Source organism: Enterococcus sp. LJL51 (assembly GCF_049894025.1).
GTDB lineage: Bacteria > Bacillota > Bacilli > Lactobacillales > Enterococcaceae > Enterococcus_L.
The window spans coordinates 138,333-158,909 of the sequence record NZ_JBNEQE010000007.1; the positions used below are offsets into that span (position 1 = coordinate 138,333).

Below are 20,577 nucleotides of genomic sequence, written 5' to 3' on the forward strand. Positions count from 1 at the left end.
AAAAAGGAGATTAAATATGATCTTAAAAGAACGAAGTTCAGAATTACTATCACGACTTCAAAATGAGTATCTAGCAAGAGGTATTGAAGCTAATATGACTAAAAACATTCCGAAAAAACTATATAGATACTCAGGAGTGACACCATATTTGCTGGAAAATTTAGAAAAAAATCAGGTCACAGCAGTTTCTCCAAGCCATTTTAATGATAGTTTTGATTCACTAATGATTACTAACACAAAAGACACTATTATAGAACAGTATAATGAGAGAGTTTTATTAGCTCGAAAAGTTAATCAAGTATGGCCTATGTCGAAAAACAATTTTATTGAAGCTATGGAAAATCAAATAGAAATATACAAAACTTTTGCGCAAAAAGAATTGATGATCTGTTGTTTTACTGAAAATGCTGATAGTAGCTATATGTGGGGTCATTATGGAAATAATGCTGGTGTCTGCCTCGAATATTCTACTAAAATGAGGTCTTTCGATTTTATTTATCCTGTCACCTACAGTACAACTCCAATTAGCGTGACAGAACTAGTAGACCCTGTAACCGACGAAAATATTGAAATTGCAGTTTTATTGTCTGCTCTTTATAAGGATAATGAGTGGTCTCCAGAAAAAGAATGGCGTATTATTCTACCTAATTTGAAACCAAATTCACATAAAAAAGAAGATGGTTTTATGCTAGTTATAGTTAACACTCCAAATGAAATCACTTTAGGAACAAAATTTTTTAACGATATATTTGACGGCCAAACTATAAATGAAAATAAATATAAATTGTTGCGTATAGCTAAAAAACATGAAATACGAGTTTCAACATTGAGATACATAAATATACGAGAACCAAACAAAACAATAGTTAATACATCTGATTTAATTAGTACATTTGATAAATTTAAAAATAAACAATTATCCTCATATCAACTTGAAGAAATTATCGAACGAATTTTTAGAAATTAATATCTTGAAAAGTAACAACACGATATCTTGAAACCTTTATGATGGATTTCAAGATATCATAACTAATATTTTTTCACACAATTACCAATCAAAATTTTAAAAAAAAAAGTCCCTGTTTTACGGATTTAAAGACTTTATTTATAGCGAATTTTTCTATCATCCAGTTTCTTATTTAAAATTAACAACTGCTCAAAATAAGCATCTGTCCGATTGATTAGCAATTTATCTGTACTTTTACTATGCTGCTTAATAAAGTTTGCAATCTGATGCAACTCGCCTGCTCTCGCTTCTATCGCACTTGATTCCGCAATGAGTCTTTCTTTAGTCCCCTCTAACTCCTTGTTTCTATGAACCAAGAATTTATTTTGACCTATTAAGCTATAGTAGTTTTTGATCACAACTCTATTTACAAGTTCATTTACATATTCAGTAATATCTGTGATCCCTGCACCATTAATTTTTTCATCTTCATAATTACTTATTAAATAGCCTTTTAAGGACACAGTTATTTCTTTCTTCCATTCATCATTCACAAAAAAATCGATTGGCTCTTCTTGAATCTTTTTATACGTATCAGAAAGTGCAAAGGTTCGTACTGCTTCAACTGCTGCATGATTATATAATGTTAAAGGACGTCCTTTACCACCAGTTTTTTCATTTTTCGTTTTCGGCTTACCAACAAATCCAATCTCTTTGTCAAAATCAACTTCTGAAATAGCACGTAAAAAAGAGGCCTTCGATATCTTTTTACCATTTTCAGACAGCTCTTCTATTGCTTCATTTGTCGTATACCACGTTTGTTTTAGTTCTTCAATTATCCTTCTTTGCTGTTCATCCATTAAATTTCACCTCCGAAATTAAATAAGCTTGCTATACCAGTCATTGTATCATTTTTTTAGGTCTGATAAGAAAAAATACATCATAGATAATTAAGTTAAGAAGTAAATGCGCACCTATTTCTATGATAGCAACTGCTAGCTACAAAAAAGCAGTGTTAAAAATCAGCTAGCGATTTTTAACCTAAAGGAAATTCGATGTATAAGAAAAATATGGTTTCAAAAACAGATCTTGAAAAATTGGGATTTAAAACAAATCAATCCGTGACAATTATTCGACAAGCAAAATTAGGATGGTAAACGCAGGGTATCCATACTATAATAATAAAAGGGTCGGGGTTGTACCTCGGCATATAGTTGAAGAAATTATCGGTATTCCTCTTGAATTGGAGGAATAACCATGGCGAAAACAAAATATCCTTGCGTGTATCAAGATGCTAAAGGGCGTTTTTCGTATCTAATTGAACTTGGGTCAGACAAAGTCACTGGCAAACGAATTCAGAAAAAAGGAACAAAAGACCAGTTAGGGAAACGGTTTACCTCAGCAAAAGCAGCACATCAAGAAGTCATGCGTATTAAAAGTGAATATCTCAAAAGTAATGGTTTTGCCAACTATGATTTAACCTATGAAAAATTTATGGAGCAATCTTACATTCCTCATTATCAATCATCTGTACAGCGAAGTACCTGGTCTTCACGAGAATGTGGTTTAAAACAAATCACTAGTCATTTTGCTGATAAGAAATTGCGAGAAATCACTGTACTAGACTGCGAGAACTATCACATCTGGCTTTTAACCCAAAGTGGCTATTCTCAGGCATACAGTTCATTAATGTATGGTATGTTTCGTAAATCGCTTAATTATGCTGTTACTTTGCAGTTCTTGAATGAAAATATTTCTATGAGAACTAAAGCAATCCCCAAAGGAAAGTCAGTTGTTGCCTATTGGACAACAAGTTCTATCTGTTGTCTATAAGAATGATTTTTATGAGCATATGTGTTTTGTGATGATTTGGCTGTACTATATGACCGGTGTTCGCGTCAGTGAAGGTTTAGCTTTAAACTGGAATGATGTTGACTTGAAGAGAAAGAAGTTGAGGGTTCACCATACTTTGGACATGAAGAACCAAAGCGATTTTATTCGTAAACCTTACACTAAAACGGAGAGCGGTATGCGTATCATTTCGTTAGATGACGATACTGTTTCAATGCTGACAGAATGGAAAAAAGTCCAGAAAAATCATGGTGTTGAACAATTTATTTTGAGTTATACAGATTTACCTTTATATCGTTCAACTGTTCAACGCATTATTGAGCGTTATGCTAAACTTGCAAAAGTTCATCCTATTCAAGGAAAAGGATTACGTCATTCACATGTCAGCTATCTAATCAATGAATTTAATGCAGATATCCTTGTTGTATCCCAACGTTTAGGACATTCGTCACCAGAAATTACATTGAAACACTACGCGCATCTCTGGAGTCGTAACGATGAGGGAATTGCTGAACAAATGACGGGAAACATCCAATTTACTTTTGCAAAGGAATCAAAAATACCTAATTTTAGTGGAAAACAGGCAGTAAAAAACCCTACCATTTCCCTACTAAAACGGAAAATTATAAGGATAAATGTTGTTATAGCAACGTTTATGTAACGTGATTTACGTCGAGTGGGAATAAATAATAAAACCGTGAAACCTTTGATATCAGAGGTTTTCACGGTTATTTTTTTATTTGTGCAACCATTTTGCAACCAATAAGGAATCGCCATAGCCAATAATTATTTCATTTAAAATATCTAAAATAGGTCGAAAATTTTCAAAATCAATTTCTTCATAATGTTTCAAAACGTATTTTGAAAATATTTCTTTTCCGTAACAGCTATTACTATCCCCATCTTTAGAAAATTTTTTCCCGCCTTCTTCATGTGCCAAAGTTTTATTATCAAACAAATCTTCTATCTCGGTTTCTATAGAATTTTTTAGTAAATGATTTGTCACTAAAAATAAATTTTCGGTAACTCTTAACGATAAATTATCCTCTAAAAACTTTATTCTATCTTTCTTAACTTGTGCATTTTCTTTACTATATACGTAATTTATAAACGATTTCAATGGTTTTTCTTTTTTACTTGATATCTCGTTATCAAAAATAAAGATAGTTGGGCTAGCTGGTCTACTACCAAAAGAATTGAAACATTTCAAATAGTTGGGATATAGTTTATTATTTTTTTCTGAAAAAAAATTGTACAAATTTTTCATTGAATCCGCACCATCAATCGGTAAATTAAAAAAATATTTATACCTAGAGATATCTTTACCATTTTTTTGTTTACTCTTTCTAAAGAAAAACACTTTGAATTTAAATTCATTATTCTTTTTTTCAACAAGATTTGGATAATCTTTATATAAACTTTTCAGTGCCGCTTTTATATATCTTATATCAGTTTTTCCTTCTGTAACAATTGTAGGTATTACATTACCATAAAAATATTTATAATAAAGAAATTTTTGATATTCTTTTTCTCTTGCATTTAACATCTGTAACATGACATGATGATTTTTTTCTTTTCGTTTTGTAGGCAATAAGTACTTTTGATACTCAATGTTATTATCATCAAGAGAAAGATCATATTCTAATTTATTATTCCATTTGTCTAGCTGGTTTATAAATGCAAACCGACCTTCTAATTGATTAATATTACCTGAGACGTTATTTATCATAAATTCCCCATTTTTATAAAGGCTATAAGCCATTGCTCTAGTATTTTTGTAATATTCTCTAGGGACATTAATTTTTTTATTTACAATTAAGCCAGTAACTTCTTGACGGGAGCAATTAAATTGTAATCTTGTTTTTTCATTATTTATTTTAAATCCTGCACGTTCTATTTCTTCATTCAGTTTCTTTAAAAATACTGTTTCTTGACCTAAAAAAATTTTATTATTTGTTGAAAATGTTAAGTCATCAGCATATCTTGAGTAATCTAATTTAAATTGCTTAGCAAGTTTTAAGATTCTAAAATCCATTATCTTACATATCAAATTGGTAATTATCGGTGAGCTTGGTGCTCCTTGTGGCAACACACCTTGATAACATGTAAGTTGTGCAATAATCAATGCAACCTCTTTTGGAACCTTAAAAGTATTGTCTTTTTCAAAAAAACCTTTTACTCTACCAAAATGAAAACTACTAAAAAAGTCTTCTAAATCCACATTCAACAAAAATCTTTTATTTCTATGAATTCTAGCGTTTGTTATAATGCTTTTCTTTTTCTCAAAAGCATGCGAGATGTTAGATTTTGCATTATTTTCTCTCCATGCTTTCTTTTGAGTTGTCCATAATAATTTAACCAACCTCTTCTGCACAAACTTTAGTTCATCATTAGGTGCATGTATTATTCTTATGCCACCATTTCTTTTTTTTATTTCAAACGTTTGATAAGAGTTCTCAGTACCTTTCTTATCCTTGTTATATAACAAATAAGTCATATTTTTTTTGGGAATGTTCAATAATTTAAAAAAGTCATCTCGATTTTTGATATCAGAAAAAGCGCTCATAAATACCTCCCTAAAAAACGTGTGGCAACTCATTAGGCGAAATCAGCGTAGAAAATTTCTATATGCTGAAAAGTTATCAGGCAGCTATACCTCCCAACAATTTAATCAAAACTTGCGAAACACAAGTACAAAATCTAGCCACACGCATCTTCATTTTACCATAAATACAACTATTTTTTACCCTTAAAATAAAAAAAGCTTATCTCATTATTTATCTGAGATAAGCCATATAGCAGAAAATTAAGATTTTTGTACTGTTTTTTCTACATTTTTACTTTTCCTTTTCCCTCTAAATTTATAACCTTTTCTTCCAAAGTATCCATACTCAGTATGAAATTCATATAGAACGCATTAAATATTCTAGCCTGCGCATGAAACTCTCTCACGATTTTTTCTTATTCAAAGGAATTGCTTGATTATCAAAGAAATTATGTATTTGTTTGAGTGGTTCTTTCCATGAAGCTAATTGTTCTAAATAATCTTTTAGCTCGTGAATATCCTGTTGAGTAATTTCTTTGATTGGTTGGTTATTTTTGGTTATTGTTTTTTTCATTATTTATACCTCCAAATTTTTTATGCGATTTTTGCATAGAAGTGAACATGCGAAAATCGCATACTATAAAATTGTCCTGAGGTGATTTTATGTATTATCAAATTCGCAACTTACGTGAGGACAATGACTTAAGCCAAGAACAGGTAGCCAAGCTTTTAAATGTCAGTCAAACAACTTACTCTCGATATGAAACAGGAGATTTGGAAATCCCTATTCCATCTTTAATAGCATTAGCTACCTTTTATTCTACCAGCATTGATTATCTCGTAGAATTAACAAAGTACAAACAAACTTATCCAAACAAAAAGAAGTAGATCAGAACAATACCATTAGTTAGGTACTATTCTGATCTACTATTATTCTATTTTAAAACTTTCATATTATCTGCTTTGAAAGATAACGCAATGATCTTCCAAATACTTCGATTATTTTGCCCAATAGTTCTTATTCTTTAGTCGACTATTCACTGTTTAACACCACTATAGCAACCTAAGAATAAAGTAAAGAATATCCTGTCCCAAAGTTCCTTAGCAACATAAGGCTGATTTTTAGCAAATATAGCTGTGCCTCCAAAAATGATTAGATAAATGTTTTTACTAAACATTTTAATCGTTTTACACTTCTATATAGTGAAATAAGCAAACACATCGAATTTAATAATAAAAAAATTAAAAAGGAGAACTATCTAGTGAGCAATTTGAATGTATCAGGTTCTATTGCTGGAACAGTTTCGTCAAGATTTAGCCAAGCAGCTAGTGCCTTAAATAGTATGTCACAGCCAGGACCAGCTGCTAATAGAACAAAGGTCTCCGGTCAGAGCAGCGCACAAAACGTTATAAGCCGGATGAGTGGTGTTGGTGGACAGATTTCAAATGCGTTAACCAGGGATGGAAACAACATTCATTCCGTTGCGAGTGAGTTTGCTGCTATTGATCAGCAGCTAGGTAAAGGATTTAATGGCTTAAGTATTCTTGCAGGACCAGGGAGAAGGTGAGAGATTGACCATGAATGAAGGTCAAATTAATCGACAGCTTTCTCAGGTTTCGGAAGATCAGGAAGTAAATCGGAAGCAGCGGTGGCAGCTTGAGGAACTGGAAGAGGACTGTCAGCGCTTATCAAGCCAACACCAGGAATATCTTGCTGATGTTCTTCAGTTTAATGAAGAGGAAGATATACGGCAGTATTTTAGTTTGGAAGAGGATGAAGTAACCGCTGCTCATAAAAAGAATTTCTTTGAACTGGAGGAGCAGAAAGACGCACTTTATAAGGAATCAAAGCAGCTGCTCGTTGCTGAGGAGGAATTGCTTCAGGCGAGAAAAGATCAGTTGTTCGAGAATACGAAGGAAAAGGAGAAGGTAGATGGGACTTAGTTTTTTTGTTGGTGAAATTCAGGAACAAACCAATGTCGCCGTGACCCTGGCAAACGAATATATTCAGGATGCCGGTCTGCTAAAAGATGCAATGAATGCCTATTTAAATGCACCCTTGTCCGGCAAAACCTATGATTCTGCGAGACGCTATTTTATGGCCGTCTATCCGCCGCTTTCTAATGCCTTAATCCTGGCAGCGGAGTCACTAAGTGAAGCCCACCAAAAATATCCGGCAAAGTTTCAGGAAATCGTCGGTGGCGGGGATATCGAAGAAGACCGGCTGCGTGACCAGATTCAACAAGGACAGAGCTTATTGCGCTCGTATGCAAATGTAATGGATAAGCTGGAGGAACAGAACTTGTACCTAGAACGGTGCTATATGAGTGTTCAGGGAAGCATTGCTAAACTAGAAGAACGACTGCAGAAGCTGTATACTTTTGATAGTGTATCTGCCGGTATATTTACTGAAGCCGAGGCAAACATTGAGAATCTGGAACGAGCGATTGCGGCGCTGAACAAAGGCGGTGCCTGGAATCCAGCTTCAGGAACCTTTGATGTGACCAGACTTGATATGACCTGGGTAAAACCGATTCAAGAGAAGTGGCAAGAGCGGGAACAGGCAATTCAGGAAAAGCTGATGAAAAATCTGCTGGACTACGAATTACGACCAACGCAAGGACCCAACGGGACAGTGATTTACGAGGTCTATGTAAATGGAGAATTAGATCCGGAAGCAACGCTGCAATACAAAACCTATCTTTCCTTGAAGAAGCGGCAAGAGCTGTTAGAAAATCCGTTGACGCTGGAAGAAAAGCTGTTACTAGCTACACTCTTTGTCGGAATAACCTTCTTTATTGGCGGTTCTCTTGTTACAATAACAGGAGTGACAGGTATTGTAGATGGTGTACCTATCCTGTCCTTGAATACTGGCGGAAGCGTTATGATGGCTCAAGCAATAGTGAATAAAGAAGCTCTTGCTAAAGTTGCAGAAGGGTTTCTTATTACCAGTGCTGGTGTTGTATCAATTATGGCTAGTGGTAATATGTTAGGAGAAAATGGCCCTCGATTTGAAAGTAAAACAACATGGCAAAAGGGAAGACCGAAAGAATTGATGCTGAAAACTCACGCCCAGGAGAATGGCCTGGTGATGTTCACTATCATGAACCTAATAATACAAAATGGAGATACGACGTTGATTCTGGAAAATTTATAGATCCTGATAGTAAGTTGCTGGCACCTCTAAGAATTCAAAAATTGTTGAAAAAACCAGAAATAATTAAAGCAATTGAAAAAGCACTTAAATATTTAGGAGAGTGAAAACAATGTTAACAAATAAATGTTGGGAAGAAGAATTCGCACAAAATAATGAAAATATTACTGAACATGAACTAACTTTCAATATAGATGATTTTAACCGCTGTATTAACATGGAAATATATGATATGCATGATTGCTTGACGCTTTCAAATAGAGGTATTGAAATATCGGCAAAGCAATTTGATGCTATTTTGAAGGAATATCCTTTAGGAAGAGTAGGATATGAAGTTTATAATAATGAATTTAGAGTAATTGATTTTGTCAGCCAGAATTTGTCTATTAGGGCACAATGGCAATTCGGTAGGATGTATGTTCAATATTTAAATTCTCGCTTAACTTTAATTAAAGACAGAAAAATATATTATATCTTATCCATTAATGATGACATTTTGACAATTAGATTCCATCAAGAATGGGAAGAAGAAATACATTACTTTAGCAATATAGATATCAATGATCGTTCAGAACCAATCGCGATTATTACAAGTAGTGAACTTCCAATTAATTTTTTAAGACTAAATTAAACCTCTGAATTCGATTGCTCTTTTGTAAGAAGACTAGCAATTCCCTTTTAGAATCTAGAAAATAACCAAACATGTTAAAATGTAGGTATACAAGTAATATAGTTATGGTGAACTATGATGCAATAACGCCAGGCTAATTTACACCTGACTTTATCCTCTCGTTGATAACATTCAAATAAAATCATACTCATTTCAAACAAACGAAATATCTGCCTACTTTCAGTATCGTTCAACGTATCTCTGAAGATGCTGCTCTTGGAACACCATTTGTTTAGTTTTAGGGGATTAAGCCATACTAATGACGCATCCCCTTATTTTCTATACAATAGCCATTATGTTAAAAACGACTACTGATGAACCTCTTCTTTTCACCTTCACAACTCCCCGGATTCTAAAAGATTCAGCCTTATTCCCTCTTTATTTGTTACATTAATCATTTTAATTGTCTTTTTAGCTGCTACGCTGCCTATATCACACTTAAATATTTCAGGAAGCTCTTTTTCAAAGAGTAGCCGTTCAGTTTTAGATAAACTAACGGTTTTCTCTTTAGCAGCAGCAGCTATAATTTTTATTTTCTCAATACTAGTAGGAGGGAAACAACCGCCGTTTACAATAATTTCTTCTTTAGCCCATTTTCGTAAATATTCGGCTAACTCATTTTCAATCATGTATGAGATACTTTGATTAATTTTCGAAACGCTTTGATTCGTACCCAATCTGCTCTCATCTATTTCAAATCCGTCAACCCCATATACAAAATAATAAAAGCCTGCATTTGATTTATTTAATTCTGATGGTTGAGAACCAAGTGCTCGGGAAGAGGTCTTTGTTTGATGAACATATATCCTATCTCTCCAATCTGGGGCTGTTCCAACATAATAATTTCCAGTTCTTTTATATTTCAGTACATAAAGATTCCAGGCCATTCTTCTTCCTCTTTTCTATACATTTTATTTTCTAGCTTTATTATCTATTTTATCATTCATCAAATATTAAAATAGCTATTTTTTAACTCACGCTATTCAAGCATAGATTTCAGGCTATCCTCAAAGATAGGAAAAACAATCTATTCTTGCTTAAACAAGTCCTTTTACACTAATTAAGCAATAAATAGCTACTGTTTTAAAATCCTATTCCATTGGCTTCTTCCAAATTTCTAAATTTCCCAAACTGAAAAAAACTTGACTCTTCCTTTAGGGAAGCATTTATAATTACACTTGTATCATAGAAGGAGAGGAGAGTTTATGAATAAATTAATTAAGATTAGGGATGTATCAAGCAAATATGATATTACCGCCCGTACGCTGCGCTATTACGAGGACATGGGTCTGCTGCGAAGTATCCGCAGTGAAGACGTTACTTACAGAATGTATGATGAGGATGCGGTCAGACGGATTGAGCAAATCCTTATTTTACGCAAACTGAATATTAGCATAAAAGATATTCAGCGTATTTTCAGTGCTTCCGGGTCAGATGTCGTTCTTGATGTATTAGGGAAGAAAGTTGAAAACATTGACGATGAAGTTTCCCTGCTGCATGAATTGAAAAATATTGTCTTAGATTTTATCCAAGAAATAGAAAGAATGAATTTTACAGATAACGCAGATATCAAACAGCTATATAACAAGGCAAAGGAAATTGAAACACAATTTGTAAGCGTTGATTATATTGGAAAGCCCTCCAATGTCAGTCGCCTGATTGAGATAACCGATCAGCTGGACAAGAAGGTTCCAGATGTCATGGTGGTCAGAGTTCCCGGCTTTAGAGCAATTACATCTGGTGAACAAACATGGATGGACATTTTTAAAGAGGGCGGCTACATGTGGCAGCTGTGGCGGCATTATGATAAGTTCAAAACAGTCATTTTTGACTGTTTGGATTTTACCTTACCGAAAGAAGACAAAGCAGAGATGGTTTGTGCGATTAAAGATGAGGTAACCGCAGAAGATGTACAGCCTTTTAACATTATCGATTTTCCAGGGGGCTTATATGCGATGGCTGTCAGCATTGATGAAGACAATGAAAGTATCGAAAAAGTACAAAATAAAATTTACAAATGGCTGGAAAACACTAATTTTATACTAGATGAAAGTCGTGATTTCATGTTTAATATGCCCTATTTGGACGAAGAAAATCAGTACAATAATGATATTGAAAAAGGTCTCGGCTATAAGCAGATGCAGCGGTATGTTCCGATTAAGCTAAAAGAAGAATAATTAATTTTTTCACAATAAGAATAAAGGACCAATAACAAGGAAGCTGCTTTCCTAGATTATTGGTCTTTTTAGAAGGTTTTTTTTTAATATTTACATACATACAGTTTGTATGTTAAAATAAAAATTGAAAAATAACCCTTTAAAAGGAGAGAAAAATGATGACAACTAGTTGTTACCCCGTATTAATGAGTCAGGATATCCAGAAGGGAGCTGCCTTTTTTATGCAAGTATTTGGCTTCCAAGAAACCTTTACAAGTGATTGGTACATTAGTTTGAAAAATGATGACGATTTTGAGCTGGCGTTAATCGATAGCCAGCACGACACGATTCCAGACCAATATAAAGCTGTCAGCCAAGGAATCATCCTTAATTTCGAAGTGGACAATGTTGATCAGCTTTATACTGAAATAGTGACAAAACAAAAAGCGCCGATTCTAATGGAGCTTCAAGATGAAGACTACGGGCAGCGGCATTTCTTAATAGAAAGTCCTGATAAGCTGTTAATCGATGTGATTCAGGTTATACCTCCTAGTGATGACTATCTAGAAAAATATGTAGAAACAGAGTAGGACAAAGCTGTTTCAATCAAATACCCCAGATACTAGAGCAAGCTCCGGTATCTGGGGTTATTACTATTGCTTTTCGCTTCTGACCAACAATAATCTTTATATCCACGAAAATTTAATGTCTAATTTACTCATTCAAAGCTCGACTACTACACAGCTGTTTTATCTATTCCCCCGTAGTTTACCAATCATAGGCTAAGATATTCTTCTAGTCCTTTTCTATCAATAACGTACACTGAGTTTTGTTTCTCAATTAATCCCTGCTCCCTAAACTGCTTTAAGGTATGGAGTAAGTGCCGGTAGCTCACGCCAAGATACTCTGCAATTTCTGTATGCTTTTCCTTGTAGACATCATCAACCGAGACTTCCAATAGCAGCTCAGCTAATCGATATTTTAGTTCATAGGTCTGATTTGCGGCAAAGTGATCCATCCTCAGGAGCAGTTTTTCCCCCATGTATTTGCTGATTTTCCTTAGAAAAGAATTTCTGTTAAGCAGAACCGTTCGGGCATATCGAATAGGTATAGCCAGACAAACTGTCGAACCGATGGAAACCACGTCTTTCGTCATCGTCTCCGCCTCTAATAGCGTTAAATCTCCGATAATATCTCCTGCTTTAACAAACTGAATAAGAACAGCTTTCCCGTTTTCTTCATTCTTGAGAATCTTGGCTTTTCCCTGAAGAATATAAAATAGAAAATCCAGTTCTTCTCCTTCTTTGTGAATATATTGATTACTGCTGAACTCTGTAATATAGCTTTCTGCTAAATCTTTCTCAGAAAACAAATCAGCATTGGCTGCCAGTTTCTTCTTTGACGAAAGTTGATAGGCGGTTTTTATCATAAAATTTCTCCTTCAAAATATGCTATATCTCATACTCCTTCTTTGGAATTGTATCACATAATAAGAAGCGTAAATAAGAAAGGAGTGTTTTAAATGAAAATGAATATCCAGAATTTTTTGCTCTCTTTAGTTTTTTATATGATTAGCGCCCTTGGTATTAGCTTGACTATTAAAGCAGATATCGGTGTCAGCAGCTTCAATTCTTTCAACGTAGCTTTTTCCACTTTCACGTCTATAAAAGTTGGGACTGTCACTACCTTAATCAACTGTTTGTTTTTAGTTATTTGCTGGCTGCTTGACAGAAAGCGGACAATCAAGAGTTATTTGGTGATGTTGGTTGCTTTAATCAGCTTCGGTAATGTCATTAATCTCTTCTTATATCATCTGTTGGCGCCGATTATGGTCACCTCTTATCTCAGTGGCATTCTGCTATTTATCGCAGGAACAATCATTGCCGGATTTGGAACCGGCCAAGTGCTGGCCTTGGGATTTTTGAAATTCCCTATCGAAAATTTCTGTGCCTTGCTTTCAGCTAGAACCGACCGCAGCTTTCAATTTTACCGCTATCTAATAGACTGCGTTTGTATTCTTCTTTCCCTACTTCTCTCCATAACCTATCACTTGCCTATTTTTGTTCGTGAAGGAACACTGATTAGCCTCTTTTTATTGTCTTTTGTTATTTCCTGGTCGAAGGAGCTACGCCTTACTCAGTCCGGAGATACAGTAAAAAAGAACATGGGATCCTGAACTTAAGGATTTCATGTTCTTTTTTTACTAGAGCTTTGCTGTTTAGAAATGCTGCTATTTCAGCTTCTTTTTATAGACAACTACTGATCCAAAAGCAAATACCAGCCAAACCGTCCCAGAAAAAATCAAACCTGTCAGGGTCGCTGAATCAAGTGTGTTGCCGCTCAGTAGCTCTCTTAATCCATCAATGACTGCTGTGAACGGATTATATTTGGCAAAAATCTGCAGCCCGCTTTTCATGCTTTCTATCGGTGCAAATGCTGAACTGACGAATACGAAGGCCATCAATATATAGCTATAGACGCTGGCGGTCTCTACGCTTTTAGCTAGCAGTCCGAAAAATACCGCCACCCAAGTCATGGCAAAATTAAAGACTAAAAGCAGTAGGAATGCCAGCATAAAATGAAGCAGCGAGGTTTCCATCCGATAGCCAAATAGCAGCGCAGCTATGCCTACAAAAAACATAGAAACAAAATTATACAGAACAGAGGTATACACATGCCCTCCAAGTATTGAGCTTTTCGCAATCGGCATTGAATGAAACCGCTCAAAGATTCCCTTAGTCACATCCTGTGTCAGACGATAAGCTGTGTAGCCAGAACCTGTAATGATTGTCAAAATTAAGATACCCGGCACCACATAATCGATATAGCTTTTGTTCCCCATATCCATCGCACTGCCGTAAATGTAGACAGATGCCAGCATAATCATAACTGGCATCAAAACAACCGTAATCAGCGTATCAATACTTTTCATTGTGTGTTTTAATACTCGTCCTGTCATCGTCATTGTATCCTGCACTGTATGCATTTAAGCCGCCCCCTTTTCCACAATTTTCAGAAAGACATCTTCTAGTCTGCTTTCAATTTTTGAAAATGCCCGCAGCTCTAACCCGGCTGTTTCCAGCATTCCAAGAACTAAAGCAAATTCTTTAGCACTCCCATTTGTCAAAACTTGAATATTCAGCTCTTCCACATTCTCACGTATGGAATAAGCAGCCAACAGCACCACTGCTTTCTCGTAGTCGTTCTTTGTGTAAAAACCTAGTTCCACACCGTTTTCTTCCACTGTATCCTTTAGTTCCTTTGGCGTTCCTTCTGCTATCAGACGGCCTTCCTTCAAAATTCCTACTCTATCCGCTAGCTGTTCTGCCTCTTCAATATATTGTGTCGTTAGGAAAATCGTTACACCTGCTTCCTTCAGCTTACGAATTAACCCCCAAACCTCTAGACGGCTTTTCGGGTCAAGTCCTGTTGTAGGCTCATCTAAAAAAATGATTTGCGGATTACCAATTAGACTCATGGCAATATCCAGTCTTCTTTTCATCCCACCGGAAAATGAAGCAACCAGCTGATCCTTAGCATCAAGCAGCCGAAATTGTTCAAGCAGAGCTAGGGCTGCTTCTTTGGCATCCTTAAGATGACGCAGCCGTCCAATCATTACTAAATTTTCCTGTGCAGTAAACAGTTCATCCACTGCGGTAAACTGACCGGTCAAACTTATAGCCTCTTCTACGCTGCGGGGTTCCTGCTCTACATCAAATCCTGCAACGTATGCTTCACCAGCATCCTTATGAGAGAGCGTTGTTAAAATCTTAATAACCGTTGTTTTACCGGCACCATTCATTCCAAGCAAAGAATAGACCTCTCCTTTTCCCACTTGAAAGTTAAGGTTTTTAAGCACTGTTTGTGTTCCAAAGCTTTTAGATAAATCTTTTACGTCAATCACAGGGGCACTCATGCTTTCCACTCCATTCTTCTTGTGCTTCTTATTTACCTCGTATGTGTATCTCTAAATTTCTGAACCTTTTTATTCAGCTTTATTTTTCTTTCATCCACCCAGGTAGTGGACACTTCTCTCACGATATCACTGGCAAATTCACCTACATCATCACCTGTCACTGCAAAAACATTCTGTCCGTTTTCAGCACTGTCTTCAAAAATTACCAGCAAATCATACATGGCCGCCAGCATCTTATGCCCAGTAAAATCAGAGAACTCCCACATATATTTTTGGATTTCTTTAAAGACAAAGCGATAATCCTCAGGAAGGGCCTCGATTCGATGCTCAAACTCCTTATATTCAGCTTTTTCATGACGCCAGTTTTTTGTTACCTCTAAAAGCTCTTTCCATTTACCCATGATGCTTCGCTCCCATCTCATCTTTAATTATTGCCATTTTTTCTGAAACAAATGTCCAGCGCTGCCAAAACGCCTCTAGTTCCCTCTCGCCTTTTTCATTCAGCGAATAAAACTTTCGAGCGGGTCCCTTTTCCGAAGGCTTCTTTTCAATAGCTACCAGCTGATTTTTTTCTAAACGAAGAAGAATAGTATAGACGGTTCCTTCAACGATATCTGTAAAACCAAGATCATTTAACGTCTTAGTGATTTCATAACCGTATGTCTCCTTTCGGCTAATGATTTCCAGAACCAGTCCTTCAAGAATTCCCTTCAGCATCTCTGTCAATTTATTCATTTCACTCACCTACTTCGTAATACTAAGTACAGGTATATAGTAATACTTAGTACCCACCTCTGTCAACTACTTTGTTTCACTTAGTAGTAAATATTTTTTCTATATAACAAAAAAAGAGCTGAAGCCCTTTGTACTTAGAGAGTTTCTGCTCTGGGAATTATTTATTTTTGTCCACTTTTTCATTATCCTTTTAATTTGTACATTAGCTTGCTGCTTAACCCCATACTTTAAGTACTCTGACAGACAGTTTTTTTGCGGTACGTTCAAAAACAGGATTAAAGGTTTTTAAATAAAAAAGTTCCTTATTGACGCCGAAGGAATCCTCCGCCAGAATAAAGAGAGGAGCCACCGTATTACATCGTTACTTTTTGTAAATCTAATAAAAAATAGTGGACAGAACTATGAAAAAAATCATAAAAAACGGCCATCAAAATAAATGATTCCATTTTTTATTTTAGCTAAATTACTTATTACAGGAGGGCAAGATTAAATCAAGCAAACGAACATTTTCAATCGCGGTTATCTGTACTGCCGGTTTTGTAGCTCTGCTGCTATTTTTCATATCAAATCGGCAAAACAATCGTATCGAGTCTAATGCTGAAACACAGACAATTTCAGGGACAGTCGCTGTGTCAGCTGATTCCAATAGCATACTTGTTGAAGGAGATTTAGTGACCCTGCAAATTTCTGATTCCGAATATCCCTTTGAAGAGCTAAACCTCGTTGAAGGCGACACAGTAGAAGTCACTTTTTCCGGTGCTATTCAAGAGACCTATCCATCAACCATCAACGGGAAAATCAGCTCTATTAAAAAGCTTTAGCTCAGCCGGCGTTCCACATCAGTCAAAAGCAGGCCGCTGTTTCCATGCGTTTAACTAAGACTGTTAGAATGAGCTTAGTAAGTTTTAGTTCGATATTTTATCAAGAAACAGTCAAGCGCCGTCATATTAGCAAAGGCGCTTGACTGTTTTTTTCATAGTCTATAATATTTTGTGTTATTCAGAAATCAACCAACACCTTTTTTAGTAATTGAAGCAGCTCGAAAATGACTATTTTCTATACTCATCACATAGACAAAAAGTCTGATATTCAATATAATTAGAAAGGATAAAAAAATGTTTGAATTTTCATTTATATCTAATAGAGGAGAAAAATATGAAAAACTGCCGACTTATTTTGAGCATTATAGGAGGATTATTCATTATGACAAGCTTGGGTGGTTGTGAAGTTAAAAATAAAGAGGAAGTAGAACAAGGTTTTGAGAATGTCTTAGCAATGTATCCTACTAAGAATTTAATGGATTTTTACGATATGGAGGGCTATCGAGACGAGGAGTTTGAAGAGGAGGACAAAGGAACTTGGGTTCTTATTTCTACAATGGGAGTTAGCCACACAGAAACTTCACCCCTTATTAGTGAAGGGATGGTTCTTCGATTAAACAGAAATACTCAAACAGCAGAAGGGTTCTATTTTGAGCGAGAAATAGAAACACCCGAAGTTATTGAACAAACCTACCCCGTAACTTACGATGAACAAGGCTTTCATTTAACTGAAGAAGTGACTGATTCAGCTTTAAAAGAGAAGATATTAAATTTTAAATTTTTTGTTCAATATGGAAAATTTGATAAGTTGAACGAATACAAAAATCTACGGAAAATGTATAATCCAGAGGTTCCAATGTATGAATTGGAGTATCAGCTAACCAATCAAGACACTAATGTAAAGCAATTGAGAGAACGCTACAATATCCCTACTGAGCAGGCACCAACTCTAGTCTTAAGCGGTCGTGGTACGTTAGAAGGTTCCTCAATTAGTTCGAAGGAATTAACATTTCAGTTTGAAAAAAATCCACCTATCTTTTTTAGAGATTCCATTGATTATCAACCTTCAAATGAGGAGGATAACCAATGAGTGATTACAAACTAAAAGATAAAGGAATCAATTCAGGAACCGAAAAAACGAGTGCAATTTCTACTATCTCTTATGAGGTAGAAAATGCCTTATATAATGGGTTAACTATAAATAATATTAATGACCAAATACTAGATTTAAAGAACTCCGGCAAATTCCCTCCAAATCTACAGCTAGTTGACGCTTTTTACGATAAAAACACCAGTCTTAGCGGTGTAGCATTTAAGGATAACAACACTGGGAAGGTAACCGTTGGTTTTGCTGGAACCAATTTGGACAATGGCTGGGGAGAGAAAATGCAGGATTTTATAGCGGATGGTTCGATTGCTGTAAACGGAGATACTGCCCGTTCGGCTTACTTTAAAGAAGGGAACGCCTTTCTGAATAATTTAAAACAGAATTATACTGTTGATACCGTGACTGGTCATTCGAAGGGTGGACGGGATGGTGCTGTTTTAGGGATGTCTCATCAAATTCCTAATATCGTATTATACAATGCGGCTCCTCTTAGCAATAAACTAGGAAAAGGGATAGGTATGCTCTTTGATCAATCAGGATTTCTAAATCGAATATTCAGTGAAGCTGAAATGGCCTATATTATTCATAAGTATAAAGGGCGTCTTGTCTATTTTATTTCTGAAGATGATCCATTAAATAAATACGCTAGTATGTTCGGCAGTCTTTATCCCGGTGAGAAATTTAAGCTTTACAACGGAAAAGGGCATGATATGACTGGTTTTCTGTCTAAAGAAGAACAAGCCTTTATCCGTGCTTATCTACCATTAGTCGATGAAAACGGCAAAAAAATATCCAGTGTAGAAATAGCCAAAACAATGACCAAAATGAGGATGAAAGAACTGAATAGCTTGAGGAATAAATTAACCAAGAGTGGTGGCGGGCTTTCCTCGACTGAAAGTATCTTTTTAGATGCTGCAGAAGCTCTAGCAATAACAGAAGGAATGAAACAAACCATTCAAGCTGAACTTTTAGAGTTAAAAACTATGTACAACAACGCAATAGAGGACGCCCAGCAATTATGGGCGGATACCTTAGCTAATGCAAGTACTGTCGGTGCAACGCTGACAGAAGCAGAAGAATTAAGTGCTCTGCAAAGTGGTGGTGCCACAAAAGAAAGTATTGTGACAGAGCCTGTGGCAGAATATGAGCGAGCTCTTGCTAAAGCTGCAGAAATTGAGCAGCATTATGATCAGCTGATTGACTCCATTAAAGCCTCAATTACTGAACAGTTGGCAGCTGACCATGGATTGGCAAGTCAGATAGGAAGTGCGTAATGGAAAATGAGAACTACAATAAAAAAATACAACAACTGGAAGACGATTACGAAAGAGAAAAAAGATGTTTTGAGGAAGAATTAGAACAAACTACTCTGGAAAAACATCGTTTCAACTCCCTCCTCGAAGAAACAGTTGAACGACTCCGTTCAACATTTTCAAGGCAGGAAGACCACGATTCACTGGATTTAAGGCATGCCTATCATATGGTAGAACAGGCACAAGAAGAAGGAGTAAATTTAGTGAATAATCTTACTTATAAAATAGAATGTGTTTTAGAAGAAACTGAACAACAGTACAAAAAGCAAGTAACTATTTATGAAGAAGAGCGAATTATCTCAAAGAAAGAAGAAGATTTAAATGATTGACAGTTTAAAAGATGAACTAAAGGATATTCGAAAAAACTTGGAAAAATCGCTGATTCGTTCGTTTACTGCTAGTCATAGCAGACACGTTTCCGACACAAGGAAACAACGAATGAAGCAAGCTGAAGAGACAATAATTACTGCTCTAAAAAGTAACTCCTCAAATTATCTAAGCAGTTTAACAACAGCGGCCAAAGGAAAATGGGTGACGCAAGCAAAAAAATCCTTTAAAGAGACAACAAAACAATTTGAACAATTTTAATATATTTTCAAAAACAACTGCGAGAACCGAGTAGGTACTTTTTAACATCAGCTCGTCCCTCACTGTGTTTCGCAGCAATAAGCCGAATAATCCAAAAATTGTCAAGAAACACTACGGGAAACCGAGTAGCTGTTGATTGATACCTACCTGTAGCTTCTCCTATTTTTGAGATTATTCGGCTCATTTTCGAGGGGTTGCTTTTTGAAGACCGCTTATTCGGTTTTAGGGATGCCCGAAGTCTGGGATTTTATTTATGTCCCAGACTCAATCTTCTACATTCTAATCTTTTCTGACAATATTTTCATCACTCTTATCTTGTTAGTAACCATCAACCATCTATTGCTGTTTGGCTGCTATGGCTATAAAGTTACTTACGACTCTTTTTTTTAAATGTACAAAGAATATTCCACTTTAACTGATGATGGTCGTTAAACGCTTCTTTTGTCAACTTATCAATCGTCAAAATTTGTCTTTTCAAGCGCTGGGCATCTATCACACTATAGGCAGATAAATCGATTAGATCAACGTAGCTGGTCTTCCCATATAGATAGGACAATCGAGCGATTAATGCTTGATTGGGATAACCCAACAACACAATATCCGCAGAAATAAATCTTTCTTTCATTTCCTCATAAGAAGCAAGCAACAGTTTAAATTCCTGATTTTCAGTCATTACTTGTACAAGCTTGTCATACAAAATTTTAACGACATCAAAGGATTGCTGCGGCCGATCGGTAACCAGCAATACAGTGGTTGTTTTTTGCATTATTCTCC

Annotated in this window: 24 protein-coding genes and 2 pseudogenes; 16 read left to right on the plus strand and 10 right to left on the minus strand. The window is 35.6% G+C overall.

Translation table 11 applies throughout. The features are described from left to right. Positions 1-16: 16 nt before the first annotated feature. Positions 17-967 (plus strand): DUF2971 domain-containing protein, encoded by a 951-nt coding sequence (locus ACPWSO_RS09205; protein ID WP_426082696.1) that lies wholly within the window; start codon positions 17-19, stop codon positions 965-967. A 134-nt stretch (positions 968-1,101) separates the two neighbouring features. On the opposite strand, the gene ACPWSO_RS09210 is transcribed toward ACPWSO_RS09205, so the two are convergent. Next, positions 1,102-1,806: a hypothetical protein gene (locus ACPWSO_RS09210; RefSeq protein WP_426082698.1), complete on the minus strand. Its 705-nt coding sequence runs from the start codon at positions 1,804-1,806 to the stop codon at positions 1,102-1,104. Positions 1,807-2,016: 210 nt separating this feature from the next. Between ACPWSO_RS09210 and ACPWSO_RS09215 the strand changes: the two are divergent. Both ACPWSO_RS09215 and ACPWSO_RS09220 read left to right on the plus strand, forming a co-directional pair. Continuing rightward, a pseudogene (locus ACPWSO_RS09215) lies at positions 2,017-2,201 on the plus strand (DUF3173 family protein). A 2-nt stretch (positions 2,202-2,203) separates the two neighbouring features. After that, a pseudogene (locus ACPWSO_RS09220) lies at positions 2,204-3,458 on the plus strand (tyrosine-type recombinase/integrase). A 75-nt stretch (positions 3,459-3,533) separates the two neighbouring features. Here the strand turns inward: ACPWSO_RS09220 and ACPWSO_RS09225 are convergent. Further along, on the minus strand, positions 3,534-5,363 hold the full coding sequence (locus ACPWSO_RS09225) for a retron Ec67 family RNA-directed DNA polymerase/endonuclease (RefSeq protein ID WP_426082699.1): 1,830 nt from the start codon (positions 5,361-5,363) through the stop codon (positions 3,534-3,536). Between the two features lie 382 nt (positions 5,364-5,745). After that, the gene (locus ACPWSO_RS09230) at positions 5,746-5,916 is read right to left on the minus strand and encodes a hypothetical protein (RefSeq protein WP_426082700.1); all 171 of its coding nucleotides are present in this window, start codon (positions 5,914-5,916) and stop codon (positions 5,746-5,748) included. A gap of 89 nt (positions 5,917-6,005) precedes the next feature. On the opposite strand from ACPWSO_RS09230, the gene ACPWSO_RS09235 reads away from it, so the two are divergent. The 5 genes from ACPWSO_RS09235 to ACPWSO_RS09255 all read left to right on the plus strand — a co-directional run bounded on the left by ACPWSO_RS09235 (position 6,006) and on the right by ACPWSO_RS09255 (position 9,127). Then, positions 6,006-6,230, plus strand: coding sequence for a helix-turn-helix domain-containing protein (locus ACPWSO_RS09235; protein WP_426082701.1), 225 nt, complete (start codon positions 6,006-6,008; stop codon positions 6,228-6,230). A 374-nt stretch (positions 6,231-6,604) separates the two neighbouring features. Next, positions 6,605-6,910 (plus strand): TIGR04197 family type VII secretion effector, encoded by a 306-nt coding sequence (locus tag ACPWSO_RS09240; RefSeq protein ID WP_426082702.1) that lies wholly within the window; start codon positions 6,605-6,607, stop codon positions 6,908-6,910. Between the two features lie 4 nt (positions 6,911-6,914). Further along, the gene (locus tag ACPWSO_RS09245) at positions 6,915-7,286 is read left to right on the plus strand and encodes a hypothetical protein (protein WP_426082704.1); all 372 of its coding nucleotides are present in this window, start codon (positions 6,915-6,917) and stop codon (positions 7,284-7,286) included. After that, positions 7,276-8,499, plus strand: coding sequence for a T7SS effector LXG polymorphic toxin (locus ACPWSO_RS09250; RefSeq protein WP_426082706.1), 1,224 nt, complete (start codon positions 7,276-7,278; stop codon positions 8,497-8,499). The genes ACPWSO_RS09245 and ACPWSO_RS09250 overlap by 11 nt, the downstream gene beginning before the upstream one ends. Positions 8,500-8,608: 109 nt before the next feature. Continuing rightward, the gene (locus tag ACPWSO_RS09255) at positions 8,609-9,127 is read left to right on the plus strand and encodes a hypothetical protein (protein WP_426082708.1); all 519 of its coding nucleotides are present in this window, start codon (positions 8,609-8,611) and stop codon (positions 9,125-9,127) included. A 374-nt stretch (positions 9,128-9,501) separates the two neighbouring features. Here ACPWSO_RS09255 and ACPWSO_RS09260 read toward each other — a convergent pair whose 3' ends face one another. After that, on the minus strand, positions 9,502-10,053 hold the full coding sequence (locus tag ACPWSO_RS09260) for a hypothetical protein (RefSeq protein WP_426082710.1): 552 nt from the start codon (positions 10,051-10,053) through the stop codon (positions 9,502-9,504). A 318-nt stretch (positions 10,054-10,371) separates the two neighbouring features. On the opposite strand from ACPWSO_RS09260, the gene ACPWSO_RS09265 reads away from it, so the two are divergent. After that, positions 10,372-11,343 carry a MerR family transcriptional regulator gene (locus tag ACPWSO_RS09265; protein ID WP_426082711.1) on the plus strand — a complete coding sequence of 324 codons (972 nt, stop codon included), beginning with the start codon at positions 10,372-10,374 and terminating at the stop codon, positions 11,341-11,343. 158 nt (positions 11,344-11,501) lie between these two features. Continuing rightward, complete coding sequence (locus ACPWSO_RS09270; protein ID WP_426082713.1) at positions 11,502-11,912, plus strand: VOC family protein; 411 nt, start codon at positions 11,502-11,504, stop codon at positions 11,910-11,912. 185 nt (positions 11,913-12,097) lie between these two features. Here ACPWSO_RS09270 and yeiL read toward each other — a convergent pair whose 3' ends face one another. Next, positions 12,098-12,751 (minus strand): transcriptional regulator YeiL, encoded by a 654-nt coding sequence (gene yeiL / locus ACPWSO_RS09275; protein ID WP_426082714.1) that lies wholly within the window; start codon positions 12,749-12,751, stop codon positions 12,098-12,100. A gap of 99 nt (positions 12,752-12,850) precedes the next feature. On the opposite strand from yeiL, the gene ACPWSO_RS09280 reads away from it, so the two are divergent. Continuing rightward, positions 12,851-13,498: a YczE/YyaS/YitT family protein gene (locus ACPWSO_RS09280; protein WP_426082762.1), complete on the plus strand. Its 648-nt coding sequence runs from the start codon at positions 12,851-12,853 to the stop codon at positions 13,496-13,498. A gap of 54 nt (positions 13,499-13,552) precedes the next feature. Here ACPWSO_RS09280 and ACPWSO_RS09285 read toward each other — a convergent pair whose 3' ends face one another. From ACPWSO_RS09285 to ACPWSO_RS09300, 4 genes are read right to left on the minus strand one after another with little or no spacing between them, the layout of a single operon-like run. Then, the gene (locus ACPWSO_RS09285) at positions 13,553-14,308 is read right to left on the minus strand and encodes an ABC transporter permease (RefSeq protein WP_426082715.1); all 756 of its coding nucleotides are present in this window, start codon (positions 14,306-14,308) and stop codon (positions 13,553-13,555) included. Continuing rightward, a complete protein-coding gene (locus ACPWSO_RS09290; RefSeq protein WP_426082716.1) occupies positions 14,309-15,238 on the minus strand; it encodes an ATP-binding cassette domain-containing protein in 930 nt (309 codons plus the stop codon). Positions 15,239-15,270: 32 nt separating this feature from the next. Next, on the minus strand, positions 15,271-15,639 hold the full coding sequence (locus tag ACPWSO_RS09295) for a DUF1048 domain-containing protein (RefSeq protein ID WP_426082718.1): 369 nt from the start codon (positions 15,637-15,639) through the stop codon (positions 15,271-15,273). Next, complete coding sequence (locus tag ACPWSO_RS09300; protein WP_426082719.1) at positions 15,632-15,973, minus strand: PadR family transcriptional regulator; 342 nt, start codon at positions 15,971-15,973, stop codon at positions 15,632-15,634. The genes ACPWSO_RS09295 and ACPWSO_RS09300 overlap by 8 nt, the downstream gene beginning before the upstream one ends. A 671-nt stretch (positions 15,974-16,644) precedes the next feature. Here ACPWSO_RS09300 and ACPWSO_RS09305 point away from each other — a divergent pair. From ACPWSO_RS09305 to ACPWSO_RS09325, 5 genes are all read left to right on the plus strand, one after another. Beyond that, positions 16,645-16,794 (plus strand): hypothetical protein, encoded by a 150-nt coding sequence (locus ACPWSO_RS09305; RefSeq protein WP_426082720.1) that lies wholly within the window; start codon positions 16,645-16,647, stop codon positions 16,792-16,794. 334 nt (positions 16,795-17,128) lie between these two features. Continuing rightward, a complete protein-coding gene (locus ACPWSO_RS09310) occupies positions 17,129-17,884 on the plus strand; it encodes a tandem-type lipoprotein (RefSeq protein ID WP_426082764.1) in 756 nt (251 codons plus the stop codon). Next, complete coding sequence (locus ACPWSO_RS09315; protein WP_426082722.1) at positions 17,881-19,176, plus strand: hypothetical protein; 1,296 nt, start codon at positions 17,881-17,883, stop codon at positions 19,174-19,176. Before ACPWSO_RS09310 ends, ACPWSO_RS09315 begins: the two co-directional genes overlap by 4 nt. Then, positions 19,176-19,544 (plus strand): hypothetical protein, encoded by a 369-nt coding sequence (locus ACPWSO_RS09320; protein ID WP_426082723.1) that lies wholly within the window; start codon positions 19,176-19,178, stop codon positions 19,542-19,544. Before ACPWSO_RS09315 ends, ACPWSO_RS09320 begins: the two co-directional genes overlap by 1 nt. Beyond that, entirely contained in the window at positions 19,537-19,803 is a 267-nt protein-coding gene (locus ACPWSO_RS09325) for a hypothetical protein (RefSeq protein WP_426082725.1), read from the plus strand. Before ACPWSO_RS09320 ends, ACPWSO_RS09325 begins: the two co-directional genes overlap by 8 nt. 367 nt (positions 19,804-20,170) lie before the next feature. Here ACPWSO_RS09325 and ACPWSO_RS09330 read toward each other — a convergent pair whose 3' ends face one another. Further along, entirely contained in the window at positions 20,171-20,569 is a 399-nt protein-coding gene (locus ACPWSO_RS09330; protein WP_426082727.1) for a hypothetical protein, read from the minus strand. Positions 20,570-20,577 lie beyond the last annotated feature (8 nt).